The 24,020-nt window shown below is 62.3% G+C and carries 17 protein-coding genes; 14 read left to right on the top strand and 3 right to left on the bottom strand.

Annotated elements, in window-relative coordinates; translation table 11 throughout:
* Positions 1 to 81: 81 nt before the first annotated feature.
* The 4 genes from GT590_RS12900 (at position 82) to rlmH (ending at position 3,230) form a co-directional block, all read left to right on the top strand.
* Complete coding sequence (locus GT590_RS12900) at positions 82 to 759, top strand: molecular chaperone (protein WP_114518230.1); 678 nt, start codon at positions 82 to 84, stop codon at positions 757 to 759.
* Positions 760 to 970: 211 nt separating this feature from the next.
* Positions 971 to 1,711 carry a 4Fe-4S dicluster domain-containing protein gene (locus GT590_RS12895; protein ID WP_009609005.1) on the top strand — a complete coding sequence of 247 codons (741 nt, stop codon included), beginning with the start codon at positions 971 to 973 and terminating at the stop codon, positions 1,709 to 1,711.
* Between the two features lies 1 nt (position 1,712).
* A complete protein-coding gene (locus GT590_RS12890; RefSeq protein ID WP_114526892.1) occupies positions 1,713 to 2,669 on the top strand; it encodes a 4Fe-4S binding protein in 957 nt (318 codons plus the stop codon).
* 90 nt (positions 2,670 to 2,759) lie between these two features.
* Positions 2,760 to 3,230, top strand: a complete 471-nt coding sequence (gene rlmH, locus GT590_RS12885; protein WP_114526890.1) for a 23S rRNA (pseudouridine(1915)-N(3))-methyltransferase RlmH — start codon at positions 2,760 to 2,762, stop codon at positions 3,228 to 3,230.
* A gap of 68 nt (positions 3,231 to 3,298) precedes the next feature.
* Here the strand turns inward: rlmH and GT590_RS12880 are convergent, their stop codons facing one another.
* Positions 3,299 to 6,643: a peptidase M6 gene (locus GT590_RS12880; protein ID WP_161171147.1), complete on the bottom strand. Its 3,345-nt coding sequence runs from the start codon at positions 6,641 to 6,643 to the stop codon at positions 3,299 to 3,301.
* A 243-nt stretch (positions 6,644 to 6,886) separates the two neighbouring features.
* On the opposite strand from GT590_RS12880, the gene GT590_RS12875 reads away from it, so the two are divergent.
* From GT590_RS12875 to GT590_RS12865, 3 genes are all read left to right on the top strand, one after another.
* Positions 6,887 to 7,744, top strand: coding sequence for an exodeoxyribonuclease III (locus GT590_RS12875; protein WP_009305703.1), 858 nt, complete (start codon positions 6,887 to 6,889; stop codon positions 7,742 to 7,744).
* 509 nt (positions 7,745 to 8,253) lie between these two features.
* Positions 8,254 to 8,823, top strand: coding sequence for a GTP cyclohydrolase I FolE (folE, locus tag GT590_RS12870; RefSeq protein ID WP_009305704.1), 570 nt, complete (start codon positions 8,254 to 8,256; stop codon positions 8,821 to 8,823).
* 90 nt (positions 8,824 to 8,913) lie between these two features.
* Entirely contained in the window at positions 8,914 to 9,183 is a 270-nt protein-coding gene (locus GT590_RS12865; protein ID WP_009609009.1) for an ACT domain-containing protein, read from the top strand.
* Between the two features lie 177 nt (positions 9,184 to 9,360).
* Here the strand turns inward: GT590_RS12865 and GT590_RS12860 are convergent, their stop codons facing one another.
* Positions 9,361 to 10,839, bottom strand: coding sequence for a helix-turn-helix transcriptional regulator (locus GT590_RS12860; protein ID WP_009609024.1), 1,479 nt, complete (start codon positions 10,837 to 10,839; stop codon positions 9,361 to 9,363).
* Between the two features lie 316 nt (positions 10,840 to 11,155).
* Between GT590_RS12860 and GT590_RS12855 the strand changes: the two genes are divergently transcribed.
* Entirely contained in the window at positions 11,156 to 12,649 is a 1,494-nt protein-coding gene (locus tag GT590_RS12855; RefSeq protein WP_009609014.1) for an FAD-dependent oxidoreductase, read from the top strand.
* A 218-nt stretch (positions 12,650 to 12,867) separates the two neighbouring features.
* On the opposite strand, the gene GT590_RS12850 is transcribed toward GT590_RS12855, so the two are convergent.
* Positions 12,868 to 14,592, bottom strand: a complete 1,725-nt coding sequence (locus tag GT590_RS12850; RefSeq protein WP_009609022.1) for an FAD-dependent oxidoreductase — start codon at positions 14,590 to 14,592, stop codon at positions 12,868 to 12,870.
* Between the two features lie 256 nt (positions 14,593 to 14,848).
* On the opposite strand from GT590_RS12850, the gene GT590_RS12845 reads away from it, so the two are divergent.
* The 6 genes from GT590_RS12845 (at position 14,849) to GT590_RS12820 (ending at position 23,344) form a co-directional block, all read left to right on the top strand.
* Positions 14,849 to 16,303 carry a helix-turn-helix transcriptional regulator gene (locus GT590_RS12845; RefSeq protein WP_009609020.1) on the top strand — a complete coding sequence of 485 codons (1,455 nt, stop codon included), beginning with the start codon at positions 14,849 to 14,851 and terminating at the stop codon, positions 16,301 to 16,303.
* A gap of 218 nt (positions 16,304 to 16,521) precedes the next feature.
* Positions 16,522 to 17,853, top strand: a complete 1,332-nt coding sequence (locus GT590_RS12840; protein WP_009609018.1) for a DNA-binding protein — start codon at positions 16,522 to 16,524, stop codon at positions 17,851 to 17,853.
* A gap of 250 nt (positions 17,854 to 18,103) precedes the next feature.
* Positions 18,104 to 19,657 carry a catalase gene (locus tag GT590_RS12835; RefSeq protein WP_009609023.1) on the top strand — a complete coding sequence of 518 codons (1,554 nt, stop codon included), beginning with the start codon at positions 18,104 to 18,106 and terminating at the stop codon, positions 19,655 to 19,657.
* A gap of 250 nt (positions 19,658 to 19,907) precedes the next feature.
* Entirely contained in the window at positions 19,908 to 21,605 is a 1,698-nt protein-coding gene (locus GT590_RS12830; RefSeq protein ID WP_009305712.1) for an RNA-binding domain-containing protein, read from the top strand.
* 105 nt (positions 21,606 to 21,710) lie between these two features.
* Positions 21,711 to 21,932: a hypothetical protein gene (locus GT590_RS12825; protein ID WP_009305713.1), complete on the top strand. Its 222-nt coding sequence runs from the start codon at positions 21,711 to 21,713 to the stop codon at positions 21,930 to 21,932.
* Between the two features lie 74 nt (positions 21,933 to 22,006).
* Positions 22,007 to 23,344 carry a serpin family protein gene (locus GT590_RS12820; RefSeq protein WP_009305714.1) on the top strand — a complete coding sequence of 446 codons (1,338 nt, stop codon included), beginning with the start codon at positions 22,007 to 22,009 and terminating at the stop codon, positions 23,342 to 23,344.
* Positions 23,345 to 24,020: the final 676 nt, after the last annotated feature.

Raw genomic sequence — 24,020 nt, 5'->3', positions numbered from 1 at the left:
AACGCTGCAACCCCCCCCCGCAGCGTTCAGGTGCGAAGGACGGCCGACGAGATCAGACATCAAAACCCAAGGAGGGTAATCATGATCGAAACCATGCCTGCTGAGCTCGCTGAGAACCTTATCGACTTCTGCGAGAACCGCGACCGCGTGTACGCGCTGCTGTCGCGCTGCTACGAGACCGAGATCGACGCCGCGTTCGCCGAGGCGCTGGCGGGGGAGGCCGCGCTGGCCTCCGACGACGCCGGCCTGGCCGCCGGGTTCGCCGCGCTCCAGGCCGACCTCGCCGACTGCGACGAGGATGCGCTCGAGCAGCTGGCGGTCGTCTTCGACCGCGCGTTCTTCGGCATGGGCCCGCGCACCGCTCAGAAGGCCTTCCCGTACGAGTCGGTGTATACGAGCGAGGGCGGCCTCATGATGCAGGAGGCCTACGCGGAGGTGCTGCACGTGTACCGCGGCGCGGGCTTCGCGAAGAACCCCGGCTTCAAGGAGCCGGAGGACCACCTGGCCGTGGAGCTGGCCTTCATGGCGCTTCTGTGCGGGCGCGCCGTGGAGGCGCTGCGCGCGGGAGACGAGGCGGGGGCCGAGCGCCAGCTGCGCGCCCAGAGGGAGTTCCTGAGCGACCACCTGCTGAACTGGATCGACCGTTTCACGGCCGACGTGCGCAAGGCTGCCGAAGACGGCTTCTACTTCGACTTGGCGACGTTCACCGAAGGCTTCCTGACCGCCGACGCGGCCGAGCTTGCCGAAGTGCTGGGGTAGCAGCATGCGATCGTGGCACAAATTTTCGGTTTGGGCATGGTGGAAGGCAAGTGGGAAACGGCGAACAGGCATTATGTAAATGCATGGTTTGCTATTCGCCAAAAGGTAGAAGAAACTCGCGCCCAAACCGTGTATTTGTGCCAGATTAGGCCGACCTGACCGACGGCTGAAGCGTTTCACGTGAAACATCGAGTTTGTTGTTGAGGGGATGATGAGTGTGGAGACGATTTCCCGACGCGGGTTCCTCGCCGCGGGGGCCGTGGGCGCGGCGATGGTGGGCGTCGGCGGGTTCGGCGCGGTGTCGCGCCAGGCCGACGCCGCGTTCGTGCGCCCGCCGGGCGCGGAGTCGAACGCGCAGCTGGTGGCGGCGTGCGACCGCTGCGGGCGCTGCCTGCAGGCGTGTCCCTACGGCATCGTGACGCCGGTTCCGCTGGCCGAGAACCTGGTGGCCTACGGCACGCCGACGCTCGCCTTCGATCACGGGTGCTGCGACTTCTGCATGCAGTGCGTTGACGCGTGCCCCACCGGCGCGCTCGCCTACGGCGGCCCGCGCGAGCGCGACCTGGGCGTTGCCGTGGTGGTGAAGGACGCGTGCGTGGCCTGGGACTGGGCCGGCTGCACCGTGTGTAAGGACGAGTGCCCGGTGGAGGGCGCCATCACGCTGGACGACCACGACCGGCCGGTCGTGCATCCCGAGTACTGCGACGGCTGCGGCAAGTGCGAGCAGGTGTGCCCCTCGGCCTCGCTGCGCGCCTACGATGCGAGCGTCGAGGACAAGGGCATTGTTGTGGTGTCGCGCTCGAGCGAGGCGGCGCAGGCGACGGGCGCCGTGTCCAGCGAGGAGCTGGCGTCCAAGCGCACGGTGGCCGTGGCGCAGGCGAACGCGGCGAGCCCCCACACCAAGGGCGTCCACCCCGACGGCCCCGACGCGACGCGAGAGGCGGGAGCCTGACATGAAGACGCGCATCAAAACCATCCGCATCCTCGTGGCGACCGCCGTGCTGGCGCTGGCCGTCGTCGCGGCGCATCTCGGCGGCAATGCCGCCATCGGCACCCTGTGCGCGCTGTGCCCCGTGGGCTTCGCGCAGATCGCCGTCGCCTCGGGCAGCGTGCCGTGGGGCCTCGTGCCCGGCGTGCTGGCCGTGCTGGTCATCGTGTTCTTGCTGGGTCGGGCGTTCTGCTCGTGGCTCTGCCCTTCGCAGCTTCTGAAGAACGTGTTCGGCGGCCACACCCCGCGCGGCATCCTCGGCCGCAGCGGCGAGGCGGTGCCCGTCTCCCGCGGCGGGTCGGAGGCGAACGGCCCGTCCGAGCCTCCCGCATCGGTTGGAAAATCCTCCGGCTCCGGCTGCTCCACCTGCTCGTCCTGTGGTACTTCCAGCCTCAAGACCCAAGGACTCGTCCTGGTCGTGCTGCTGGTTGTGTCTTTCGCCGTGGGGTTCCCGGTGTTCTGCCTGCTGTGCCCCATCGGCCTCGTGTTCGGCACGCTGTGGACCCTCAACCGCGTGTTCGTGTTACTGCAGCCGGGCTGGGAGCTGGTCGTCTTCCCGCTCATGTTGCTGGCGGAGTTGTTCCTGTTCAAGCGTTGGTGCTCGTCCATCTGCCCGCTCGGCTTCTTCTTCGGGCTCATGGGCAAGCTGCGCGCGAAGCTCGGCTTCGGCGCCCGCCCTCAGGCCGACTGCGCCACCTGCATCTCGAAGGAGGGCTGCCGAACCTGTTCCACCGTGTGCCCCGAGGGCATCGACGTGGCGGATCCCGGCAAGGCGACGCTGGAGGCCTGCACCTTCTGCCTCGACTGCGTGGAGAACTGCCCCACGAAGTCCATCAAGGTCGAGGCGGGGGCAGGGAAGCCGATGCCCGTCTCTTTCGACGAGCTTTCCGACGTTGAGGAGGCCGAGCCGCCCGTCAGATAGCGCACGAGTCCGATCTCGTTTCCGTCTTGGCAAGTCGGGCTTCCGCTATCATGAGTGCGAGCCATGATAGCGGGGTCGAAGGGACGGCGTATGAAGTTCACCATAGTGGCGGTGGGAAAGCTGAAGGAAAAGTTCTGGACGGCTGCGTGCGCTGAGTACCTGAAGCGCATGCAGCCGTACGGTAAGACCGAGGTGCGCGAGATCGCCGACGTCGATCCTGCGCGCGCGGGCGGCGTGGATGCAGCGCGCGACCGCGAGGGCGCCGCCATCTTGGCCGCGCTCGGGCCCTCGGCGCATGTGGTGCTGCTGGCCATCGACGGCAAGCAGCGTTCGAGCGAGAGCTTCTCGCAGCGCATCGACACGCTCAAGCTGAACGGCGCGAGCGATATCGCGTTCGTCATCGGCGGCTCCGACGGCGTGAGCGCCGCGGTGCGTCAGCGTGCCGACGAGACGCTGTCGTTCGGCCCTATCACGCTGCCGCACAACCTGGCTCGTGTGGTGCTGCTGGAACAGCTCTACCGCGCCCAGAAAATTTCACGCGGCGAGCCATACCATAAATGAGACAAAGGGACGGGTTAATGTCTCGTCGTCGCGAGAGCGCCCGTCCCCTTTGTCCCCCGAATGAGACATCAACCCCATTCCTTTGCCTCATTTTGCCTCATGAGTGCGAAGAGCGCGGTGGCCAGCGCTGCCGTTGCCAGGTCGGCAAGCTCGAGCGCATTCGCGCGGTCGCCGGTAGGCGCGAGCTTGCTTGGGCTGTCGGGCTGGTCGTCGGCTGGTTGCGGGAGCGGTTGCGGTTGAATGCCGGGATCGGCGGGGTCATCGCCTGGGTTTGCAGGAGTTTTGTCAAGTTGCGTCGTTACCACGTATCGGGCGCGCTTGGATTCGTCGACCTCGCCGCCTTCGGTTGCGCCGCCGGATTCCGTTGCGACGGGCGACCCCTTCGGCCCGTTTGCCGCTGCAACGCTCATTCCCACGTCGAGCCAGCGTCCGTCGTCGAGCCATGTGCCCAAGCCGGTGGATGCTGTAGTAAGCACGGAGAGCGGTTGCAGGTTCACATCGCAGAACAAAACGTCGCTGCGGGAGATGGGCGGTTTCGTCATGTCGATGCGCCGCGACAGCGCCACGGTGCCGTGGCGAGCGACCCGAAGTTGCATGTATACGTCGGATCCGTCCACCTCGATAGGAGATCGCGCCCGTTCCGCTCCCGTGCTGTCGAACTCGATCAGCAGGTTCGTCAGCTTCGCGGGATCCAAGTAGTCCGAAGAAAGCAGCGCGTAGAAGCCTTCCTTCGCGCGCTCGACGGCCAGCAGCATGCGGCTGGCGCGCAGAGGCAGCGTGGCCGCGGCGCGCTCGGGCGTGCACAGCTCGCCATTGTCGGCGGCATGCTCGAGAAGGGTTGCGCCATCGCGCAGCGCCGCGACGATGGCGTCGGCGGGCAGGATGCGCGCTTCCTCCGTCAAAGCGCCTGCGTCGTCCATGAACCCGAAGGCGAACGCGTCGGCGTCGACGGGAACCACGGTTTCGGCCTGGGTCCATCCGTAGCGCGCTTCCACGGTTCCGTCTTCAAGCGGGGTGAGCGCGGCGATCGTTCGGCCGCCGCCTGGATAGAAAGACGCCGCTAATACGGTGGACCCGCTGCCTGCAAGCGAGAGGGAAGCGGCTTGGTCGAAGGGATAGGACGCGATAACGGTTCCGCGCTGGAGATCGATCCAGTATCCCGCGCTTTCGCCTCCCGCTGCAGGCATGAGCACGAACGCGGTCTCGTTCGATAGCGGCACGACGCGAAACGAAGGGCGGTAGTCCAAGACGGCAGGAACGGGAACGCCCTCGACCGTGCGCGAGGATACGCGTGCGACATCGGCGGGGTCGATGGCGTGCAGCTTGAGCTGGCCGTCGGCTATCTGGAAGAACCGTTTGCTTCCGTCGGGGCAGGCGAACACGTTGCTGAGCACCGTGGAATCTTCGGTGTACTCGGTGCCCAGGTAGCCGCCCGCGCAGTCGACGGGGGTGAGCAGCGGGCTTGCTTTCAGCTCGAGGCGCACTTCGGGAGAATATGCAGTCGTGCCGCCTGTTTGAGCCAAGACGAACATGCCGGCAGGGAACACGATCTCGCACGTTGACGAGGGCCCGATATCGCCGGCATCGAGAAAGTACGGAAGGCTGACCGTGGTGCCGTCCGTCTCGATGTTCAGCAGGGCGTGGGGCTGGCCGTCCACGATGAGCTGCGTTGCCGCGGGCAGCGGCGTGGCGAGGGCGGGCTTCGTGGACGCTTCGAACGACAGCGTCCCCGTGTTCGAGACGCTGTCGAACAGGGGCGTAAGCGTGAAATCGTCGGGCGGTTCCGGCTTGCCGGCGTTCGAGTACGAGATGTTCAGCGTGCCGCCATCCGCACGGCTTTCGGTGACGGCGATGGTCAGGCCGGTGAATCCGACGTTGGCGTTTTCGAAAAAGTTGGTTGAAGGGTAACCTCGGGGAGACACCTCGTCGCCTGCGTACAGCATGCAGCCGTATTCTCTCGAGCCGATTGCGGCTGGGACGAGGTCGGTGCTTTCCGCGTGCGGTTCGTTCATATCAGGGTCGACCAGCTCGATCAGCTGGTTGTGCACGGTTCCGTACGTGTTCGAATGAACGAAATACGGTCCGCCCGATCCTAGGTCGGCCTGAACTCTGAAGAGGCGAAATCCCGACGGAAGCTCGGCGGGTTGGCCATCTTGCTCGTAGCGAACGCTTTGGTTGCCGGCGAAGCGGTCGTACTGCAGCAGGTAGTAGGACGAGAACATGCTTGCGTCTTGGTTCGCCACCACGACGATACCGCCGGTTTCATCGATGTCGTTCGAAGCGAACGCTTCTAAAGCTGCTTCTACGGACGAGCTGCCGTCGGCGGTTGCGTCCACGTGTTGCACCACCTTGCCGTCGCGTTTGACGTCGATGCCCGTCTCGTTCGCGAAGATGCGGGTGATCTTGCTGTCGGGCAGCCAGCCCAGCATCCATTTCGAGAATCCATTGTGATCGCCCTGGTTCTGCATCATGATGTCAAAGGTGAGGATTCCCGTGCGGTCGGTGGAGCCTCCTTGCTGGCTGGCGTACTGGTAGTAGTCGGGCAGGCCCAGCACGTGACCCGTTTCGTGGATGATGGTCTGCGCGGCCCACGGCTGGTCGCACGGATTCGACAGCGCCACGGCGTTCCATAGGCGCACTGTGCCGTCAGCGTACACGGCGTCGGGGACGTCGAGCACCTGCTCGTTGCTCCACCAGACGCTGCCCCAGCCGGTGTCGCCGCCGGCGAAGTGCAGGTAGACGGCATCGATGCGCCCGTCGCCGTTCGCGTCGAATCGCGCGAGATCGATGCCGGATGCCTCGAGGTGGTCGAGCGCCTCCTTGTACAGTTGCCCGATGTTCGCCGTGTAGAAATCGCGCTCGTGCTGGGCCGCGTAGTCGAACGCTTCGCCGGTGACGGTAAGCGCGCCGTACGACGCGCGGAGGTAGTAGTCGTGCAGGTTCTCGTAGGGAAAGCCGCCGGCGCTCGGCAGCGCGGCCTCGCCGACGGCGCGCGGGCCTATGAGCGTCTGAAGCGCTTCCAGCGTATCTCCTTCCGCGAAGGGGCGGTCGGGGAACGACACGCGCAGCGCCACCACGTGTGCGTTGCCGATAGCGGCCATGCCGCCGTCGTCGCCGGGAACCGCGTTCGGGGCGATGCCGTTTTGTGCCTGCTCGCGCGCGAGGGCCTGTTGGACGAGGCCGGGGGAGGGCTCGTCGTTGCCGAGGCTTTCCTGGAAGGCTTCTCGTTCGTCCAGCGTGCCGTCTGCGGCATAGGCGGCGCGTTGCTCGACGGTGGCGATGCAGGGCGAGTGCGCCGCGTCCTGCGCATGAGCCGACGCGGGCGCGAGCGCACCTGCGAAGGCCGCTGCTAGAAGCGCGGTCAGCAAAAACGCGGCCCAGCGCGCGGCCTTTGAACGAGCGAAGCATTGCATGCGGTTCCCTTCGTCTTCCGGTGTGATGGAACCATACTACCCGCTGCCGCCCCGCTCGACACGTGCTTTTTGAGAATGAGGCAAAGGGGCGGGGTTAACGTCTCGTTTGGGGATATGGGGGACGGGCGCTCTCGCGACGACGAGACGCCAACCCCTCCCCTTTGCCTCATTCCGCCCGTCATCCGTGTTGGTGATCTGCGCGGTATAATGACCGAGTCGTTGGCGAATCGGGAAAGGAACTATATGCGCTTCGTCTCGTGGAACGTGAACGGCTTGCGCGCCGTGCTGAAAAAAGGCTTCGAAGACATCGTGTGCGAGCTGGACGCCGACATCGTTGCCTTGCAGGAAACGAAGCTGCAAGAGGGCCAGGCCACGCTCGACCTGCCGCAGTACCGCGAGTACTGGAGCTATGCCGAGAAGAAGGGTTACTCCGGCACGGCCATATTCTGCAAAGAGCAGCCGCTGCAGGCGCTGCACGGCCTGGGCTTCCCGCACCTGGATACCGAGGGGCGCATCGTGGCGCTGGAGTTCCCGAAATTCTGGTTCGTGGACGTGTACACGCCGAACGCGCAGAACGAGCTGGCGCGCATCGACCATCGCATGGAGTGGGACGACGCGTTCCGCGACTTCTGCAAGGGGCTCGAAGAAGGCGTGCTGCCCGCCGGCGTGCCGGTGGAGCGGCCGGCGTTGGGCGAGGGGCACGTGGCCATTTCCGAGCTGCCGCTGACGCAGCCGGGCGAGACGGCCGACCCGAAGCCCGTCGTCATGTGCGGCGACTTCAACGTGGCTCACCAGGAGATCGACCTCAAGAACCCGGGTCCGAACCGCGGCAAGGCCGGTTTCTCGGACGAGGAGCGCGGCAAGTTCACCGACTTGCTGGAGGTCGGGTTCGTCGACTCGTTCCGCCACCTGCATCCTGACGTGACGGGCGCGTACTCGTGGTGGAGCTACCGCTTCAAAGCGCGCCAGACGAACGCGGGGTGGCGCATCGACTACTTCCTGGTCAGCGACGAGTTGGCTCCGAAGATCCAAAGCGCCTGCATCTACGACGAAGTCTACGGCAGCGACCACTGCCCCGTGGGGATAGAGCTGGAGCTGTAGGATCGCTTGCAGCTCGAATGCTCCGTCTGGGGCGTTCGAGCTGCGGCCGGTGACGCCGAAAATGCTTCCGTATGGTAAAAGCGGGGGAGTTTGGTAATCCTATGAAAACCGTGGGATATCTCTCGGCTCTTCTTCACCTGGGGATATGCAGGATGCTGCGTTCGGTCCTTGGAAATTCGGGTCGGAAGGCAGGCGGGAGATTGCCAAACCGCCCCGTTTCTGCCGCCGAGCTTCGATTTCTCCGTCATCCTCCGCCCCGCCCCCGCTCCCCCCGCCCCCCGCTCCCCGTTTTCCACTTTCCAAGAAGCTGACTGTCCGAAGGATCCTTGTCTCTCGAGGCGGCGGGGAGCTTGCCGATCTTGACGTCGCGAATGACGGGGCGCGCGGCAAGCGGTTCTGCAACGGCGTTCGCGGACACCGCGTCATCTAGAGTCCCTGTGGCGTGTGCCTCAGCGGAAAGAGCGCTCATGGTATGATGCTTCTCGTTGTATGACGGCAGAAAGACGGTTATGGATAGAGCGAAAATCGAAGAGGGCGTGCGGCTGATCCTCGAAGGCGTGGGCGAGGATCCCGGCCGCGAGGGCCTGGTCAAAACTCCCGAGCGCGTGGCGAAGATGTACGAAGAGGTGTTCGCGGGCCTCACCGAGGATCCGGCGCAGCATTTCGAAACCACGTTCGACGAGCACCACGAGGAAATGGTTCTCGTGCGCGACATCCCCTTCTATTCCATGTGCGAACATCATCTCGCGCCGTTTTTCGGCGTGGCGCACGTGGCGTACATCCCGGCATCCGATGGACGCATCTGCGGATTGTCGAAGCTCGCGCGCCTGGTGGATGCGTTCGCGAAGCGCCCGCAAGTGCAGGAACGTCTGACCTCGCAAATCGCCGACACGCTGATCGAGCAGCTGCACCCGCAGGGCGTGATCGTGGTTTTGGAGGCCGAGCACATGTGCATGAGCATGCGCGGTGTGAAGAAGCCCGGCACGACCACCACCACCAGCGCCGTGCGCGGAGCCTTCGAGAAAAGCCAGGCGACGCGCGCCGAGGCGCTGTCGCTCATCTTCGCGCGACGGAACTAGGGCGCGCCCCGAAAGGGCCATCGCGAATGTTTCACATGAAACATTCGTTCGCAATCAGGTAGCGCAGCAGGCAAGGAAAGGAACCAGCCAATGAAGTGTGTAGTCTCCGTTCTGGGCAAGGACCGCAGCGGCATCGTCGCGGAGGTTGCCACCGCGCTTGCCGCGTGCGGCGCGAACATCGACGACATCAGCCAGACCATTCTGGACGACATCTTCTCGATGACCATGCTGACCACGCTCAATCCCGAGGTCGCCGACTTCAACACGGTGCAGGAGAAGCTGGAAGCTGTGGGCGAATCCCTGGGTGTCCAAATCATCGTCCAGCGCGAAGACGTCTTCCAGATGATGTATAAGATCTAACGTCCTAAAAGGGGCAATTCCCATCCGGGGCGTTTTCGTGGGCATCGGCTAGGGCTCTATAGCGAAAGGCGGCCTTTGGATGTTAGGGATGGAGCGAGGCAGGCGGTTCTACCGGCTGTTCGACGCTACGGATGTCCTAAAAGGGAACAGGCCCCTTTTAGGACATTTTCGTGGAGGTCAAGCGGTGAACAGGTCGATTATCTCCTGCTTGGAGTGTACGCCCAGCTTCGCGTAGATGTTCTTGATATGTCCTCGCACGGTGTTGGGAGACAGGTACAGAGCCTCGCCGATATAGGTGGAGCTCCTGCCGCGAGCCAGCAGCAGGAGGATTTCCGATTCGCGGTCCGTCAGGCCATGCCGAACCGTCACTTCGGTGCCTTTGGCGTCGAATGCGTCTTCGCCTCGGACGGGCTCGCCGGACGCGGCCGGCCGTTGCTCGCGTTCCGAGCGCTTCCTGATGCGCAGCATGAATAGCAGGACGATGGAAAGCAGGTACAACGCGATGCAGAACACCAGCATCGTCTTGAACGACGGGTTGAGATCGAGCCCCGCGATAACCGTGCCGCCTACGATTCCCGACACCGATGCAAGCCTGATCAACAGCACCGACGCACCCATGAACGCATACGGGTTCAAATCGCTTTCGTGCGCTTCGCGAATGATGAGGTACATCACGCTGGTGGAGATCAGGCTGTGACCGGCGACGAACGCCGCGCCCACGAAGTAGCTGTACTGGAAGTTCGCGAACGGCCAAATGATCAGCACGCCGGTGAGCAGGGGGAAAAGCGCGCGATAAGCGCGGGAAGCGCTGAACGTCTTCGGAAAGCCGTATGCCATGACGAAGAACGCCATCGAGGCTGCGGCGATGCCCATCGCCGATGCCAAAGACGAGCCGTCGAAGTCGTAGTGCTGCACCACCATGAATCCGTTGATGATGCCCACGACGCATCCGAGCACCAGCAGCGACAGCAGGCCTTCCCCGATGGACACGAATCCCCGAAGGTACGGTCGCAGGGAGGTTCGATCCCTCTTCTGCTCCGCGCCCGCCGTCACCTCGTCGCCTCCCTTCGTCTTGCCGCTGGCAAGCGCGTTGCCTGCAATTCCTTTCGCGCGTCGATAGAGCAGTGCGCTCGCCACAAGCGTCGCCACGACGCAGGGAAGCATGACCAGCGAAGGGCTGTTCTGCAAGGCCAAGGTGACCGCGGCGGCCAGCAGCATCGACGAGGCCAGCGTCTTCATGCTGGTGGTGAGCTCCATTTGCGTCATGATTTCTACCCAAGCCAACGTGAGCATGACCGTGGCGGTTCCCTGCGCGAAAGCAAGCGCCATCAGCGAGACTGCTGGATCGACGGACGAGAGAGCGCCGCTGTACGACAACACCGCGGTGGCCGCCAGCACCAACGAGGGCGCGACCACTGGCATGGATAGCCTGGGCAGCCGACCAAGCAGGGCCAGCGCGACGATGACCGCCTCCGTGAGGACGACGAAAGCAGCCGACGCGATGCTGAAGTCCAATCCCGCTATGAGGACGGTGGTCGTTTCCGACGTCAGCATGGCCGTGGAGTATAGGGACGACTGGGCGACTTTGAACGAGGCGAATCCAAGCGCGCAGCGCGCGACGAGCAGACGGCGCTTGTCGAAGCGCGAAACATCCATCGGCCGACCCCTCCCCTCGATACGTCGCCGAATCTGCGCTCATTGTCCGATAGTATCGTCTCTCTGCCAACCCCTGTTCGTGCAAAAAAGCCCTGCTGGAGGCAATTCAACCCAAAATGAGGGAGGGGTCGAGTCGCCGATTCGACCCAGAATGGGAGATGCGTCGCGCCTGTTCTCCGGCCTATGCTGAGCGGGTCGTCAAGTAGGGCGGGAAGAGTTCCGACGACAAGGATAGCAATCGAAACTGAACGGTCGCCAGGGGAGGGCATTGTGCCCGCAGGAGCGGCGGTTCGGCCCGAGCAACAGGAGGGATGTCATGAACGAAGGAATTTCACGGCGCAACTTCATCGGCGGTGCGGCGCTGGGCGGCGCAGCGCTCGCATTGGGCGCGCTTGCGGGCTGCGCTCCGCAAGGCGACAAGCCCACAGGTTCCGAGGGTGCTTGGGATGCTGAGGTCGACCTGCTGGTGTGCGGCTGCGGCGGCGCCGGCATGGCGTGCGCGGTCGAAGCCAAGGACAATGGCGTGGAGAACGTGCTGATCATCGAAAAGGGTGACCAGATCGGCGGCACTACGGCTATGTCCCAGGGCATGATTGCCGGTTGGGATACCCAGCTGCAGAAGTCGCAGGGCGTCGAGCTCACCTACGACGCGATGTATGCGAACCTGATGAACAACGCGTCGTATCATCTTGACCCGGCGCTCACCAAGATCACGGTGGAGAACAGCGGCAAGACCATCGACTGGCTGATCGACCGCGTGGGCGTCAAGTTCACGGATCAGATCGACATCTACTACGGCCCCCTGCAAATGATGCATAACGTCGACGGCGCGGGCGGCGGTTTCGTCACGGCTTTCACCGCCTGCCTGGACCAGCTGGGCGTGGAGATCCAGAAGGGCACGAAGCTGGTGGAGGTCCTGCTGGACGCCGAGGGCAAGACGGAAGGCGCGGTGGTCGAGGCGAAGGGAAAGACGCAGCGTATCAAGGCGCGCGCTGTCATGATCGCCACCGGCGGCTACGCCCACAACGCCGAGCTGGCGGCGCGCTTCGATCCCGAGAAGGCGGGTACGTTCGGCATCGGGCACCCGAATTGCGAGGGCGAGGGCCTGGTGGCCGCTTCGAACGCAGGCGCGCTCCTGTCGCACACCAACGACATGATGTGCGTGGTGAAGGACTACACCATCATGAGCGAGCATGACGGCACTTCGGCCAGCGCGAACCTCAACGGCTTTACCAATCTTCCCAACATGATACTGGTGGGCGCCGACGGCAAGCGCTTCGTCGACGAGGGTAAAAAGGGGTTCATGAGCCAAGATCTGAACGGCCCCATTTTCGACAAGATCCATCGCGACGGCATGGGCTACGTATGGGAGATCTCCGACGAGGCCACGGTGGCGGCAGCCGGCGGCAAAGTGAAGCGCGGCGAAGGACTCGAATACATCAAGGGTGCCGATGCGACTGAGCTCGCGGCCAACATGGGCGTGGATGCCGCAGCGCTTGCCGAGACCATCGAGGCCTACAACGCTGCGGTGGACTCGGGCGTGGACCGCGAGATCGGCGGCTTCCCCACGGCCAAGCTGGAGGCTCCTTTCCTGGCCGTGCCCGTCGTGCCGTGCGAGATCATCACGTACGGCGGCGTGGCTCGCACCGAGCAGGGCGAGGTCATCCGTGCTGATGGCGAAGTGATGCCGGGCCTGTTCGTGGGCGGCGAGGCTAGCTGCAACTCCGCCTACATGGGATTCACGCTTTCCAACTGCTTCACGTGGGGTCGCATCGGCGCCCAGAGCGCGGCGGCGTACCTGAAAGCCTAGACCCTTTCCTCCTTCATCCCCTCCCTGATGCGGGTGCAGCGCAAGCGCGTTGCACCCGCATTTTTTTCGCGTGCGCAGCGTTGCCTCGCTTTCGGCCGAAACCTGCCAGAAACGGCAAGCCTTTTCGCACGGGCGCCGTCGAACGCACGCAGCAAAGCGCGTCGACCCGATCCAGCGGGACCCGGACGACGCGCTTGGGGAGGAGGGGTGCGTACAGGTTAGTTGAGCTTGCCAGAACCTAGATCCTTGCCCAAAACGTAGGGCAGCGTAATGCAGGTGGCTCCGTAGTTCATGCCTTCCATCGCGAACGTGTAGGTGCCGGAGTAGAAGTTGCCGATCATGCATCCGGCGTTGAACAGGCCTTCGATCGGCTGGTCGTTCTCGTCGAGCACCCGAAGATCGCTGTCGGTGCGCAGGCCGCCCAAAGAAGTCAGGAAGCCGGGAGAGAAGGATGCGCCGTAGAAGGGACCGTCGTCTGCTCCAATGGAGATGAGCTTGTCGGCGGTCTTGTAGAAATCAGTGTCCACGCCTGCTTCGCACATCTTGTTGTAGCGCTCGACGGTGTCGATAGTCGCCGCCGGCAAGCCGAGCTTCGAGATGACCTCTTCGCGCGTGTCTGCCTTGACGATGCCGAAGCCGTCGGCATCCGTATCCCAACGTTCGATAACCTCTTCCGTCGTGAAGTATTCGCCGTGAGGGTAGTTGATGGCGCCCCAGGGCCCACCTGCTTCGGCGCGATTAGCGCCCCAGATGCAATAGGCGGTCTTCTCGGGCAAATGCATGATGGTCGCGCAGGCGAGGCCTCCCAACGCGTCCTCGTTCATGAAGCGCTGTCCCATGTTGTCCACCATGAGGCCGGTGTGGCTCGTGTAAGGTTGGTCGCCGGGAAGGTTGGGGCGGCCGAGCATGATGTTGTTGGGCTCCTTTTGCCAGGCGCCGCCCACCCAAAGCTCCATTTTGTGGCCGTCTCCGGGCATGAGCCCGCCCATCCAAATGCCCTGATCGTAGTTGATATCGGTTGTGAAATCGCACAGCTCGACGGCCTGGGGGCAATAGCGCTCCATCATGTCCTTGTCATGGGAGAAGTCGCCGGTTGCCATGATGACGGCTTTGGTGCCGACGTATTTGGTGTAGGCGCCGTCGGCATCGGACGCGATGATCGCGTCCACGCGACCTTCCGTGCCGTTGGCAAAGCCGCCGCGAACCAGCTGCTCGCCTTTGACGTTCCAGCGCACGTCTACTCCCAGGTCTTCGGCCACGTACCTCCCCATCTCCGCAGCGATATGCCCTTCGCCGTTTCCGATGGATCCTTTCAGCTCGCTGTCGTCAACGTAGAACGCGTGAGCTGCGGGCGGGGTGAACATCGGGTCGCCTTCTTTGTATTCCGGACCCGACTCGATGGTGGTCTTGATGCCGGCCTTGGCCGCGATGTCGATGATCCAGTTGATGGCCTCCTCGGAGTTGTTGTAGAACTTGTACCACAGAGCCGGTTTGAAGTTGCCGCCGTTGGCGAGGTACTCCTTGCGGTAGAACCACGTGGGATCCATGCGGGGGATGCCCATCTCTTCCATGACCTTCGAATACACGCCGTTGTTGGATCCGCCGCGGCTCACAGGAGCCTTCGACGCGCTGATGAGCGTCACCTTCAATCCGTTTTCAGCGCATGATGCAGCTGCGACCAGACCGCTCATGCCGCCTCCCACCACCACGACATCGGTTTCAACCGTTTCGGTGACGAGGTCGTCGCCGATAGGATCGGGCGCGATCTCGAAGCTCCACCGCTGTTCGGCGTTGTTCGCGCCCGTCGTTTGGGCGGAGTCGGACTTGCTTTCGGATGTTCCTGCTGCGGGCGAGCATGCGGCCAGCGCGCCTCCCGCAATGAGGCCTGCAGCGCTCAATGCCGCCCCTTTGACGAAGCTGCGACGGTTCAGATTTCCCTCCATGATGAACTCCCTTTCCTAGCTTATCTCACCAAGGCGCTGCTTGCCTTGCGGGCGCTGTTTGCGCCTTGGACTGATCGCAGCCTAATCGATCAGGGAAAACAAGGCCTCACCCAGCCTAGGTGGTTTTTCGTCCAGAAGGTCGGACATCGCGAGCGTCCGCTAAGGAGGTCGAGGGGTGCGGTACAATGGGCGCGCGGACAGCTGGCGCGGAAGTTCGAGCGCATGCTGTTCGCGCGCGGAGGGGAGGTGCGGATCCATGAGATTCATTCTGAAAAACATGAAGCGAGAGCAGGTGCTGGCCGCGCTCGCCTATGGGTTCTTCCTGGCGTGCACCTCGGTGACGCTGTGGGGAGGGTATGTGCGGTTTCTGACCGGGCAGGTGGATCCGGGCTCTTTCATGCTCGAGTATTTCGTGCGAAGCGCGACCCTGCCTCTCTCGCTTGCGGTTTCCGGCTTGGCCGCCTTCTATTGGCCGAAGGCTCGGCTGTGGCGTTCTCCGATACTGGCGCTGGGGCTTTTTCTTGCGGGTTCGCTGCTGGTTGCCTTGCAGCATGGCGGCGTGGTTTCGTCCGAGTGGTCGCTTGTCGTGGTGGGCGCGTGCTTCGGATGGGGAAGCGGGATCATGTTCGGCGCCTTGCAGGAAATCGTGGCTGCGCAAAAGGTGTTCACGGCCGGTATCGTCGTGTTTGCCGCCGCTGGGATTTCGGCGTTGCTGTTTTTCGCTGTTGAGGTTTTGCCCGCCGATGCAGTACCGTGGATGTCGCTGTTCGTGTTCGTCAGCGCGGCGGTGGCGCTAACCTGTGCTGCATGGAAATGCGCTCCGAAGGTGCATCCCATGTTCGACACGGTTCCCGATCAGCGACGCGATCGGTGCCGCGAAGCGGTTTCCGAGTTGTGGCGCCCTTTGCTCTGCGTCGCGTTCTCCGCGTTCATTGTGGGTATCGTGCGCGTCGGTTCGGCTTCGGGTGGCGGGTCGATAGGGCAAACGAATGAAAGCAACATGATCGGGCTGCTTGCCGCTTCGGTCGCGCTGCTGGCAACTTGGAGGTTCTTGTACGAGCGCGTTACGCTCATGCGTTTGTATCAGATTCTGTTTCCGCTTACGGCGACGGCGTTTCTGCTGTTACCGCTTCTTGAGGGAACGTTTCGCCAGGTGGTGTACTCCCTCGTGTTCCTGGTGTTTTCGGTCACGTCTTCGCTCATGGTAGTGTCGTGCGCTCGGACGGCGCGCAACCAATCGCTCACTCCCGTGCTCGTGTACGGCACCTTCGCCAGCATCGTGTATGCAAGCTCGCTGGCGGGTTCCGTCGTGGGCTTGTTCGTGGGCGCGGGTCGAGGCGTTGGGCTGGCGGAGCTGTCCGTGGTGGCATTGGTGGCGGTGTACGCGCTGTCGGTAGCGATGGTGGCGCCGCATGGGAGGAAGGCGGGTAGCGTGAAAGCCGCTTCGGGAGAGAAGCTGGCTCCTGTAGTCGGAGCTGTAGGCGATTCCGTGACTGCAGGCTGCGCGGTTGCTGTCGAGCGTTACGGTCTGTCGCGTCGCGAGGCCGAGGTTCTCGACCTCCTTGCCCGTGGCCGCGATGTGCCGTATGTGGCCGAAGAGCTGGTCATATCGAAGAACACCGTGCGGACCCACACGAAGAGCATTTTCGCGAAAATGGGGGTTCATTCGCGCCAGGAGCTTATCGACCTGGTGGAGTCCATCGAAGCGTGAGCACGTTCCTGCCGAACGCGAACTTTGCATCGCGAAAGGTTCTGCGCGCCCCATTAGCCATATGTCCTGCAGTGCAGAGGAATGCTTCACGTGAAACATTCTTGCATTGGATTTCCCCTGTCGAAAATACTAGTTTTTAATATAGTATTTTATGCAAATTGCAAATCGTATAAAATACTATACAAGAATATAGTATTAACGATAGCACGGAGGCGACGATGTTCAACTTGACGGTCGAAGATGCTTCCAAGCGCCTTGGCGTGGGGCGCGCACGCGTCAACCAGCTCATCCGCAGCGGCATGCTGGCTGCCGAGAAAGTGGGCGGGATATGGCTCATCGACGAGCAGAGCGTGGAAGCGCGTCGCAACGCCGCTCCGAAGGCGGGGCGTCCTCCTGCAAGTTCCAGCAAAGGGGATGTGGGGCGCTACGTGCTGATGAATCGCACGCACGAGGTGCTTTCGTTTCGCTACGATGAGGCGGCCGGTGCGTTCGTCGACGCAGGGGACATCGTCGATCCTGCGCGAGCCCCGCTGGGCATGATCTCCCCCCGAGGTCGAAAAGTCTCGAAAGACGCGCTGTCGTTCTGGTGGAAGCATCGCTGCATCCCCGGAACTAGAGAAGGCATCGACGCGAAGCTGGCCGAGCTGGGCGTCGATTCACCTGCGAGGATTCCCTTCAAGAGCCTTGGGCTGTCTTTGTCGGATCAGTATTGGATTCGTCCCGAAAACTGTGAGATCGCCTGGGAGGACGTGAACTATTTCGACAACGATTTCTGCGAGATGCGAAGCGGCAGAGGCTGGCTCGACGGGGTGGGGCTCGACTCCCCGGACAACACCTCGGAAGGCGAACTCCCGAAAAAATGGGTATGCGACGGCGCGAAGCGCTTGCTGGTGAAGGGCGGATCGGTTCTCAACCAGGAGCCGTTCAACGAGGCGGCAGCGAGCGCTCTATACTCACGGCTGCTTGCCCCGGACGAGTATGTGAAATATCGCTTGGAGAGCCGGGCGGGCGGTGCCGTCTGCATCTGCGAGAATTTCGTCGGCTCCACCGAAGAGTACATCCCGGCCTACTATGTTCGCCAGACTATGCGTCAGCCGAACCATCGCAACGATTACCAACACTACCTGGAATGCTGTTCGGCGCTTGATGCGGAGCGCGTCGAGATCGCGTTGTCCAAGATGATCGTGTGCGACGACATCTTGGGAAACTCCGATCGGCATTGGCGAAACTTCGGGCTTGTGCGAGACGTGGAAACGCTGCGCTACCGCATCGCGCCGCTGTTCGATACGGGTGGCAGCCTCTGGTGCTCGTCGACGCTCGAAAGCCTGCGAGCGCACGATTTCTCGTTCACGACCAAGCCGTTCTACGAAGACGCCAACCGTCAGCTTCGGTTGGTGAACGACTACTCGTGGTTCGATCCGGCTGCGCTCGAAGGGTTTGCAGACGAGCTTTCGGCCATCCTTTCGGACAATCCCGCGTTGGTCGAGCGCGTGGACTATATCTGCTGCGCCGTCCAAAAGCGCATCGATCGCATTGTAAGGATGCTGTAGTCGGGTCCGTGAGGGGTGTTTCACGTGAAGCATTTGTACGACAGCCTCTTTCCGGCGCATCTTCGCTCCAAAAACACGCCTCAGCGCCGGGAGCGTGTTTTCCGAGCGAAGATGCTACTCCGAACCGCCAAAATTGTACCTTTAATGAGAATTAATATCAATTAGTATTTTATTTCGAAACGGATTGCCGTATCGTAGCCCCCATCAAACAGAACGCCGCCAATGCGGCTAAAGGGAAAGGCTCGATACCATGGCCGACCGAATCGACACCACAAGGCTCACGAACGAGGTGGGCAACCCCGTCGCCGACAACAACCATACGCTGACCGCGGGCGAGCGCGGCCCCATGATGCTCCAGGACAACTGGATGATCGAGAAGCTGGCGCACTTCGACCGCGAGGTCATCCCCGAGCGACGCATGCACGCGAAGGGCTCCGGCGCGTACGGCACCTTCAAGGTGACCGGCGATATCAGCAAGTACACGAAGGCGAAGGTGTTACAGCCGGGCGCCGAGACCGAGGTGTTCGTCCGCTTCTCCACCGTGGCGGGCGAGCGCGGCGCGGCCGACGCCGAGCGAGACATCCGCGGCTTCGCCATGAAGTTCTACACGCCCGACGGCAACTGGGATCTCGTGGGCAACAACACGCCCGTGTTCTTCCTGCGCGATCCCAAGAAGTTCATCGACCTCAACCACGTGGTGAAGCGCGATCCGCACACCAACATGCACTCGGCGCAGAGCAACTGGGACTTCTGGTCCAGCTTGCCCGAGGCGCTGCACCAGGTGACCATCGTCATGTCCGACCGCGGCATCCCGGCCAGCTACCGGCACATGCACGGCTTCGGCAGCCACACGTTCAGCCTGATCAACGAGGACAACGAGCGCGTGTGGGTGAAGTTCCACCTCAAGACCAACCAGGGCATCAAGAACCTCACCGACGCCGAGGCCGGCCAGATCATCGCGGGCGACCGCGAGAGCCACCAGCGCGACCTGTTCAACGCCATCGAGCGCGGCGAGTTCCCCAGCTGGCGCTTCTGCGTCCAGATCATGGACGAGGCCACGGCGAAGAACTACAAGGAGAACCCGTTCGACATCACGAAGACGTGGAGCCAGAAGGAGTTCCCGCTGATCGAGGTGGGCACGCTGGAGCTGAACCGCAACCCCGAGAACTACTTCGCCGAGGTGGAGCAGGCCGCGTTCGCGCCGACGCACCTCGTGCCGGGCATCGGGCTGTCGCCCGACAAGCTGCTGCAGGGCCGCCTGTTCGCGTACGGCGACGCGCAGCGCTACCGCCTGGGCGTGAACCACAACCACATCCCGGTGAACCGGCCGCGCTGCCCCTACGCCGAGTTCCATCGCGACGGCATGATGCGCACCGACGGCAACTTCGGCGGTACCATCGGCTACGAGCCGAACAGCTACGGGCAGTGGCAGCAACAGGCCGACGCGGCCGAGCCGCCGCTGGACCTGTTCGGACCGATGGACGCGTGGGATCCCGCCGACGACCCCACCGACGACACGTTCTACCAGCCGGGCGACCTGTATCGTCTGATGGGCGAGGATCAGCGCGCTGCCCTCATCGACAACACGGCGCGCAACATGGACGGCGTGACCGAGAACATCCGCCTGCGCCATGCGGCGCACTGCTACAAGGCCGATCCCGAGTACGGCGATCGTTTGGCCGCAGCGCTGGTCGTGGACGTTGAGCGCGTGCACGAACTGGCCGCGATGACTCACGAAGAGCGCATGGCCGCCACCGGCCAGCAGGTTCCCGCCCGCAAGATCGGCGGCGAGGTGCGCGCCTAGCGCTACGCGCCTGAAAGGCGCCCGCCATGTTTCGGGCGCCACCTAACCAAGCTATTCCGTTGACGGTCGCTTCTGCTCCTCCCTCTTGCAGAAGCGACCCGTTTTGTTTTCCGGCTTATTGGAGAAGTTATTAGGCGCAAAAGCTCAAAAATAGCTTTAAGTAAACATTAATGATTTGATAAAAGCTATTAATTGCTTTTATATGCTATTCTTCAAGGAAAAACAAAGCGAATCAAAACGGAGGCGTCCAATGGATATCCCTTCAAAAGAAAGCCTCACGGTTGAATTCAAAAGCGACACAACGGGAAACGCCTCGAAACACGGGGTTGATGAAAGTTTGCTTGTTGAAGCAGTGGTTGCGATGTTCAATTCCGAAGGAGGGGTCCTGTATCTCGGAGTCGAAGATGACGGAACTCCTACCGGACTGAACCGAAAGCATGCCGACCCAGTCGGTCTGGCGGCTTTGCTTGCCAACAAAACGATGCCTCCCATCAGGGTCGAGTCTGAGCTCAATACGATGTCTGGCGTCGAAGTCCTCAGGATCGTCGTTCCGAAGGGCACTGTCGTGGGCGCTACCTCGGATGGGCGTATTTTGAAAAGGGTCGTGAGGGTTGATGGTTCTCCCGAGAACATTCCAATGTACCCTTTTGAAATAGCAACGCGACTTGGCAACCTTGGCAAGCTCGATTTTTCAAACGAAGCAGTTTCAGATGCAAGCGTGGAGGATTTCGATCCTGTAGAAGTAAGCCGTCTTCGCCGGCTCATCGGAAGCCTGCCCGATTCCGACAGAACGCTGTTGGATTTGGACGATGCAGAACTGTTCAAGGCTCTTGGCCTCGTTCGATCCTTCGGAGACCGCATGTATCCCACCGTTGCAGGCCTTCTTATGGTGGGCAAGGAGGACGCCCTTTCTCGTCATGTGCCGACGGCAAAAAGCAGCTTTCAAGTTTTGGAGGACACCGAAGTGAGGTTGAACGTCGAGACGGCGCTTCCTCTCCTCGCCGTTTTCGAGAAATTCGAACAGTACTTCTCTGCGCAGAATGCTTCACGGGAGGTCGACCGAGGTCTTTTCCGCTTGTCTATCTCTGATTACGATGCACGTGCATTTCGCGAGGCTCTGGTGAACGCCTTTGCCCACCGCGATTATACTATTCTGCGGCCGACCCGCGTGCTTATGGACTCCGAGGGGATGACCATTTCGAATCCTGGAGGTTTTGTCGAAGGCATCACGTACGAGAACCTTCTTACGGTGCCCCCTCATGGACGAAATCCCCTGCTGGCCGAAGCGCTAAAGCGCGTTGGGCTCGCGGAAAAAACGGGCCGCGGTGTGGATCGTATATACGAAGGTTCCCTGCGGTTTGGCCGGCCGCTTCCCGATTATTCTGCTTCTACCGTGAATGACGTCGTCCTCTTCACGCCTCGTGCTCCTTTCGATGCGGCGTTCACAACGATGATATTTGACGAGGAGCGTCAATCGGGGCGTCCGTTCACGGTGTTTGCCTTGATGGTGCTCTCGGTCATTCGCGATGAGCGCAAGGTGAATTTCGGGGCTTTGCGAGAAGCGACCCATATCGATCAGGGGCGATTGCACCGAGTGCTTGGAGAGCTTGTGGAGCGAGGGTTGATCGAGTCGCACGGTACAGGGCGAGCTACCACCTATCTTCTCTCGGCGCGCGTTTACAGAGAAACGGGTCATGCGCTCGGGTACGTGAGGCAAAAAGGAATCGATGATGTTCGCCATCCGGAACTGGTCATGGAGTTGGCTCGCGTTCAGGGCTCTCTGATGCGCTCCGATGTGGCGGAGTTACTTCGCGTCTCGCCCTCGAAAGCTGGATCGATCATCAAAGAAATGACTGCGTCGGGAAAGCTGCGACTTGAGGGGCATGGGCGAGGAGCGCGCTATTACCCTGCCGACCCTGATGGGGAACGTCGAGAATCTGCAATCTAAACGAATGGAAGCCATCCTGCATCAGCTGCGTCACAAACGCCGTTCCTTGCATTGCGCTCCACGCACTCGGTATACGCTCGTCCTTTCAAGCGAAAGGAGCGTCTCATGCGCGAGATATCCGGTTTGGCAAAATTCGGCTACTTCTGCGTCGGCCTCTTCGGCGGCCTGTTCGGCGTGTTGGCCGCATGGTTCATGGGCAAGGATGGTTGGGGTTGGAGCGAGGGCGGCAAGCTGTTTGCCTGGTTCGGCTGCCTGTTCTGGCTCATCGTGTGGGTTGTCATGGTCGTGACGGGAGGCATCGCGGCGTTTCTGGGCATGCTGTTTTAACGCGTTCCCGACAATTCGGTCGCTTCGATCGTGTTACCCTTTGACGGATCAAATAGCCGAACGGAGGGAACGCCATGGATGGACGGGCGAAGCGGGGCGAAAGCCTTGCAGGAAAGACGATCGCGTTGGCTGCAGTGCTGGTGACGCTGCTGGCAGCCGGCACATTGTTGAGCGCATGCGCGCAACAACGTGCGACGAGCCAGTTCGCCGTGGCGCAGCCTGCTATTCCTCAGAAGGCGTCTGAGAACAATCCCGAAGCATGGCTGGACGCGCTCGAGCAGAACCCGATCGATCAATCCTTCGTAGACTCGCTTGCAGCGTTCGCCTACCGCAGCACCGCTTCGGTGTTGGGCGACGGCGCGGACGGTGCCAAGGCGAACCGCATGTATTCTCCGCTCAGTTTGTACTACGCCCTGGCGCTTGCGAACGAAGGCGCTGCTGGTCAGACACGCGACGAGATCGCCTCGGTGTTGGGTGCGCCCAGCACCGTCGACGTGCCCCAGCAGTGCGGCAACCTGTTCCGCGTGCTGGCAACCGATCCTTTCTCCACGGTCGATCTGGCGAATTCCATATGGATGGCGAAGGACGCCTCCTTCGAGCAATCGTTCATCGACACGGCGATCGGCCAGTTCTACGCCACGCCGTTTTCGGTGGAGTTCGGCACTGACGCTGCCGACCAGGCCATGGCCGCATGGATTTCCGAGAATACGGGCGGCACCATCGACCCCCAGGTGAAAACCGAGAGCGACCTTCTGCTGTCCATCATCAACGCGGTGTACTTCAAAGGCGGTTGGATGGATACGTTCGATGCGGCGAACACCGCGCCCGCCGTGTTTCACGCCGCATCGGGCGACGTCGAAACCCAGTTCATGACGCAGCGTATCGACTCGCTGCAAGGCTTTCGCCAGACCGACGACTTCCTGCGCGCACGTCTGGCGTTCACGGGCGGCACGATGATGACGTTCGTGCTGCCGGCCGAAGGCGTGTCGGTGGACGACCTGCTTGCCGATGAGCAGCGCTTGGCCCAGGCTTTTGCCGTTGACGCGAACGAGGACGAGTACGGCTTCATAACCTACGTGGTGCCCAAGGTCGCCTTCGATACCGAACTTGATCTGATTCCGGCTCTCGAGCGCTTGGGTATGAAGACGCCGTTTAGCGACAAGGCGGATTTCTCGAACCTTACGGCCACCCCGGCCTTCATCTCGATGGTGAAGCAGGAAAGCCATATCTCCTGGGATGAGGAGGGCGCCGAAGCCAGTGCGTACACGGATATGGGAATCAGCGCCACATCGGCGATGATCCCCGAAGGCGAGGAAGTGGAGCTGCGCCTCGACCGCCCGTTCCTGTTCCAGATCACGTCGTCGCAGGGCATCCCGCTGTTCATGGGCGTATGCGGCAACCCAGCTGCGTAGCCTGACAGGTTGCCGTGCAGTCGTCCATCGGCTGCACGGCGCCTGGCAGAGCGCCCGTCCCGTCCCGTCCCGTCCCGTCCCGTCCCGTCCCGTCCCGTCCCGTCCCGTCCCGTCCCGTCCCGTCCCGTCCCGGTGGGATCCTTCGATGCCGATGTTTCACGTGAAACACTCGTTCGGTTTACTATTCGAAACATGCTTTGCCCGCAACGCCGCCTCAGCGGCGCACTGCGTGCGGCGCTTCTTGCGAGCCGGCTCGTGTGCAGTGACCCGTTAAGCGCCCTTGCGGAAGCGGCGGGGGAAAGCGCGTTCTTTGCTTGATAGCTGCTTTCGGTAGTCTGTCGGTGGAGACGGCCTCGCTGATTCTTCAAGCGCGGTCGAAAGAAGAACCCCGATCGTCCCAGCAAGGGGACGAACCGGGCCCAAAATAGAATCCGAACCGCCAAAGCGGGTTCGAGAGCCGTGGGGAGTAAGCAGTTCCCTGCGGCTCGCCTGCTATTGTAGACAAAACGCCGTTGCCCGCAAGGCGCTCCCGGCTTTCGCGCACCCGGGCCGATGCCGTTGCGTCTCGTCTGCGTCAGCCGTCGGGCGTGTCGCAGCTGCCGTACTGCCGCTGCGGGACGACGTTGCCCCGCTCGTGCTTGAGCCGCGATGCAAAACGAGCTCCTGAAACGCAAGG

The sequence above is a fragment of the Eggerthella sp. BIOML-A1 genome (genome assembly GCF_009875595.1).
Classification (GTDB): domain Bacteria; phylum Actinomycetota; class Coriobacteriia; order Coriobacteriales; family Eggerthellaceae; genus Eggerthella; species Eggerthella lenta.
The sequence above is the reverse complement of the archived record's forward strand: the minus strand, read 5'-3'. Positions and strand labels throughout refer to the sequence as shown.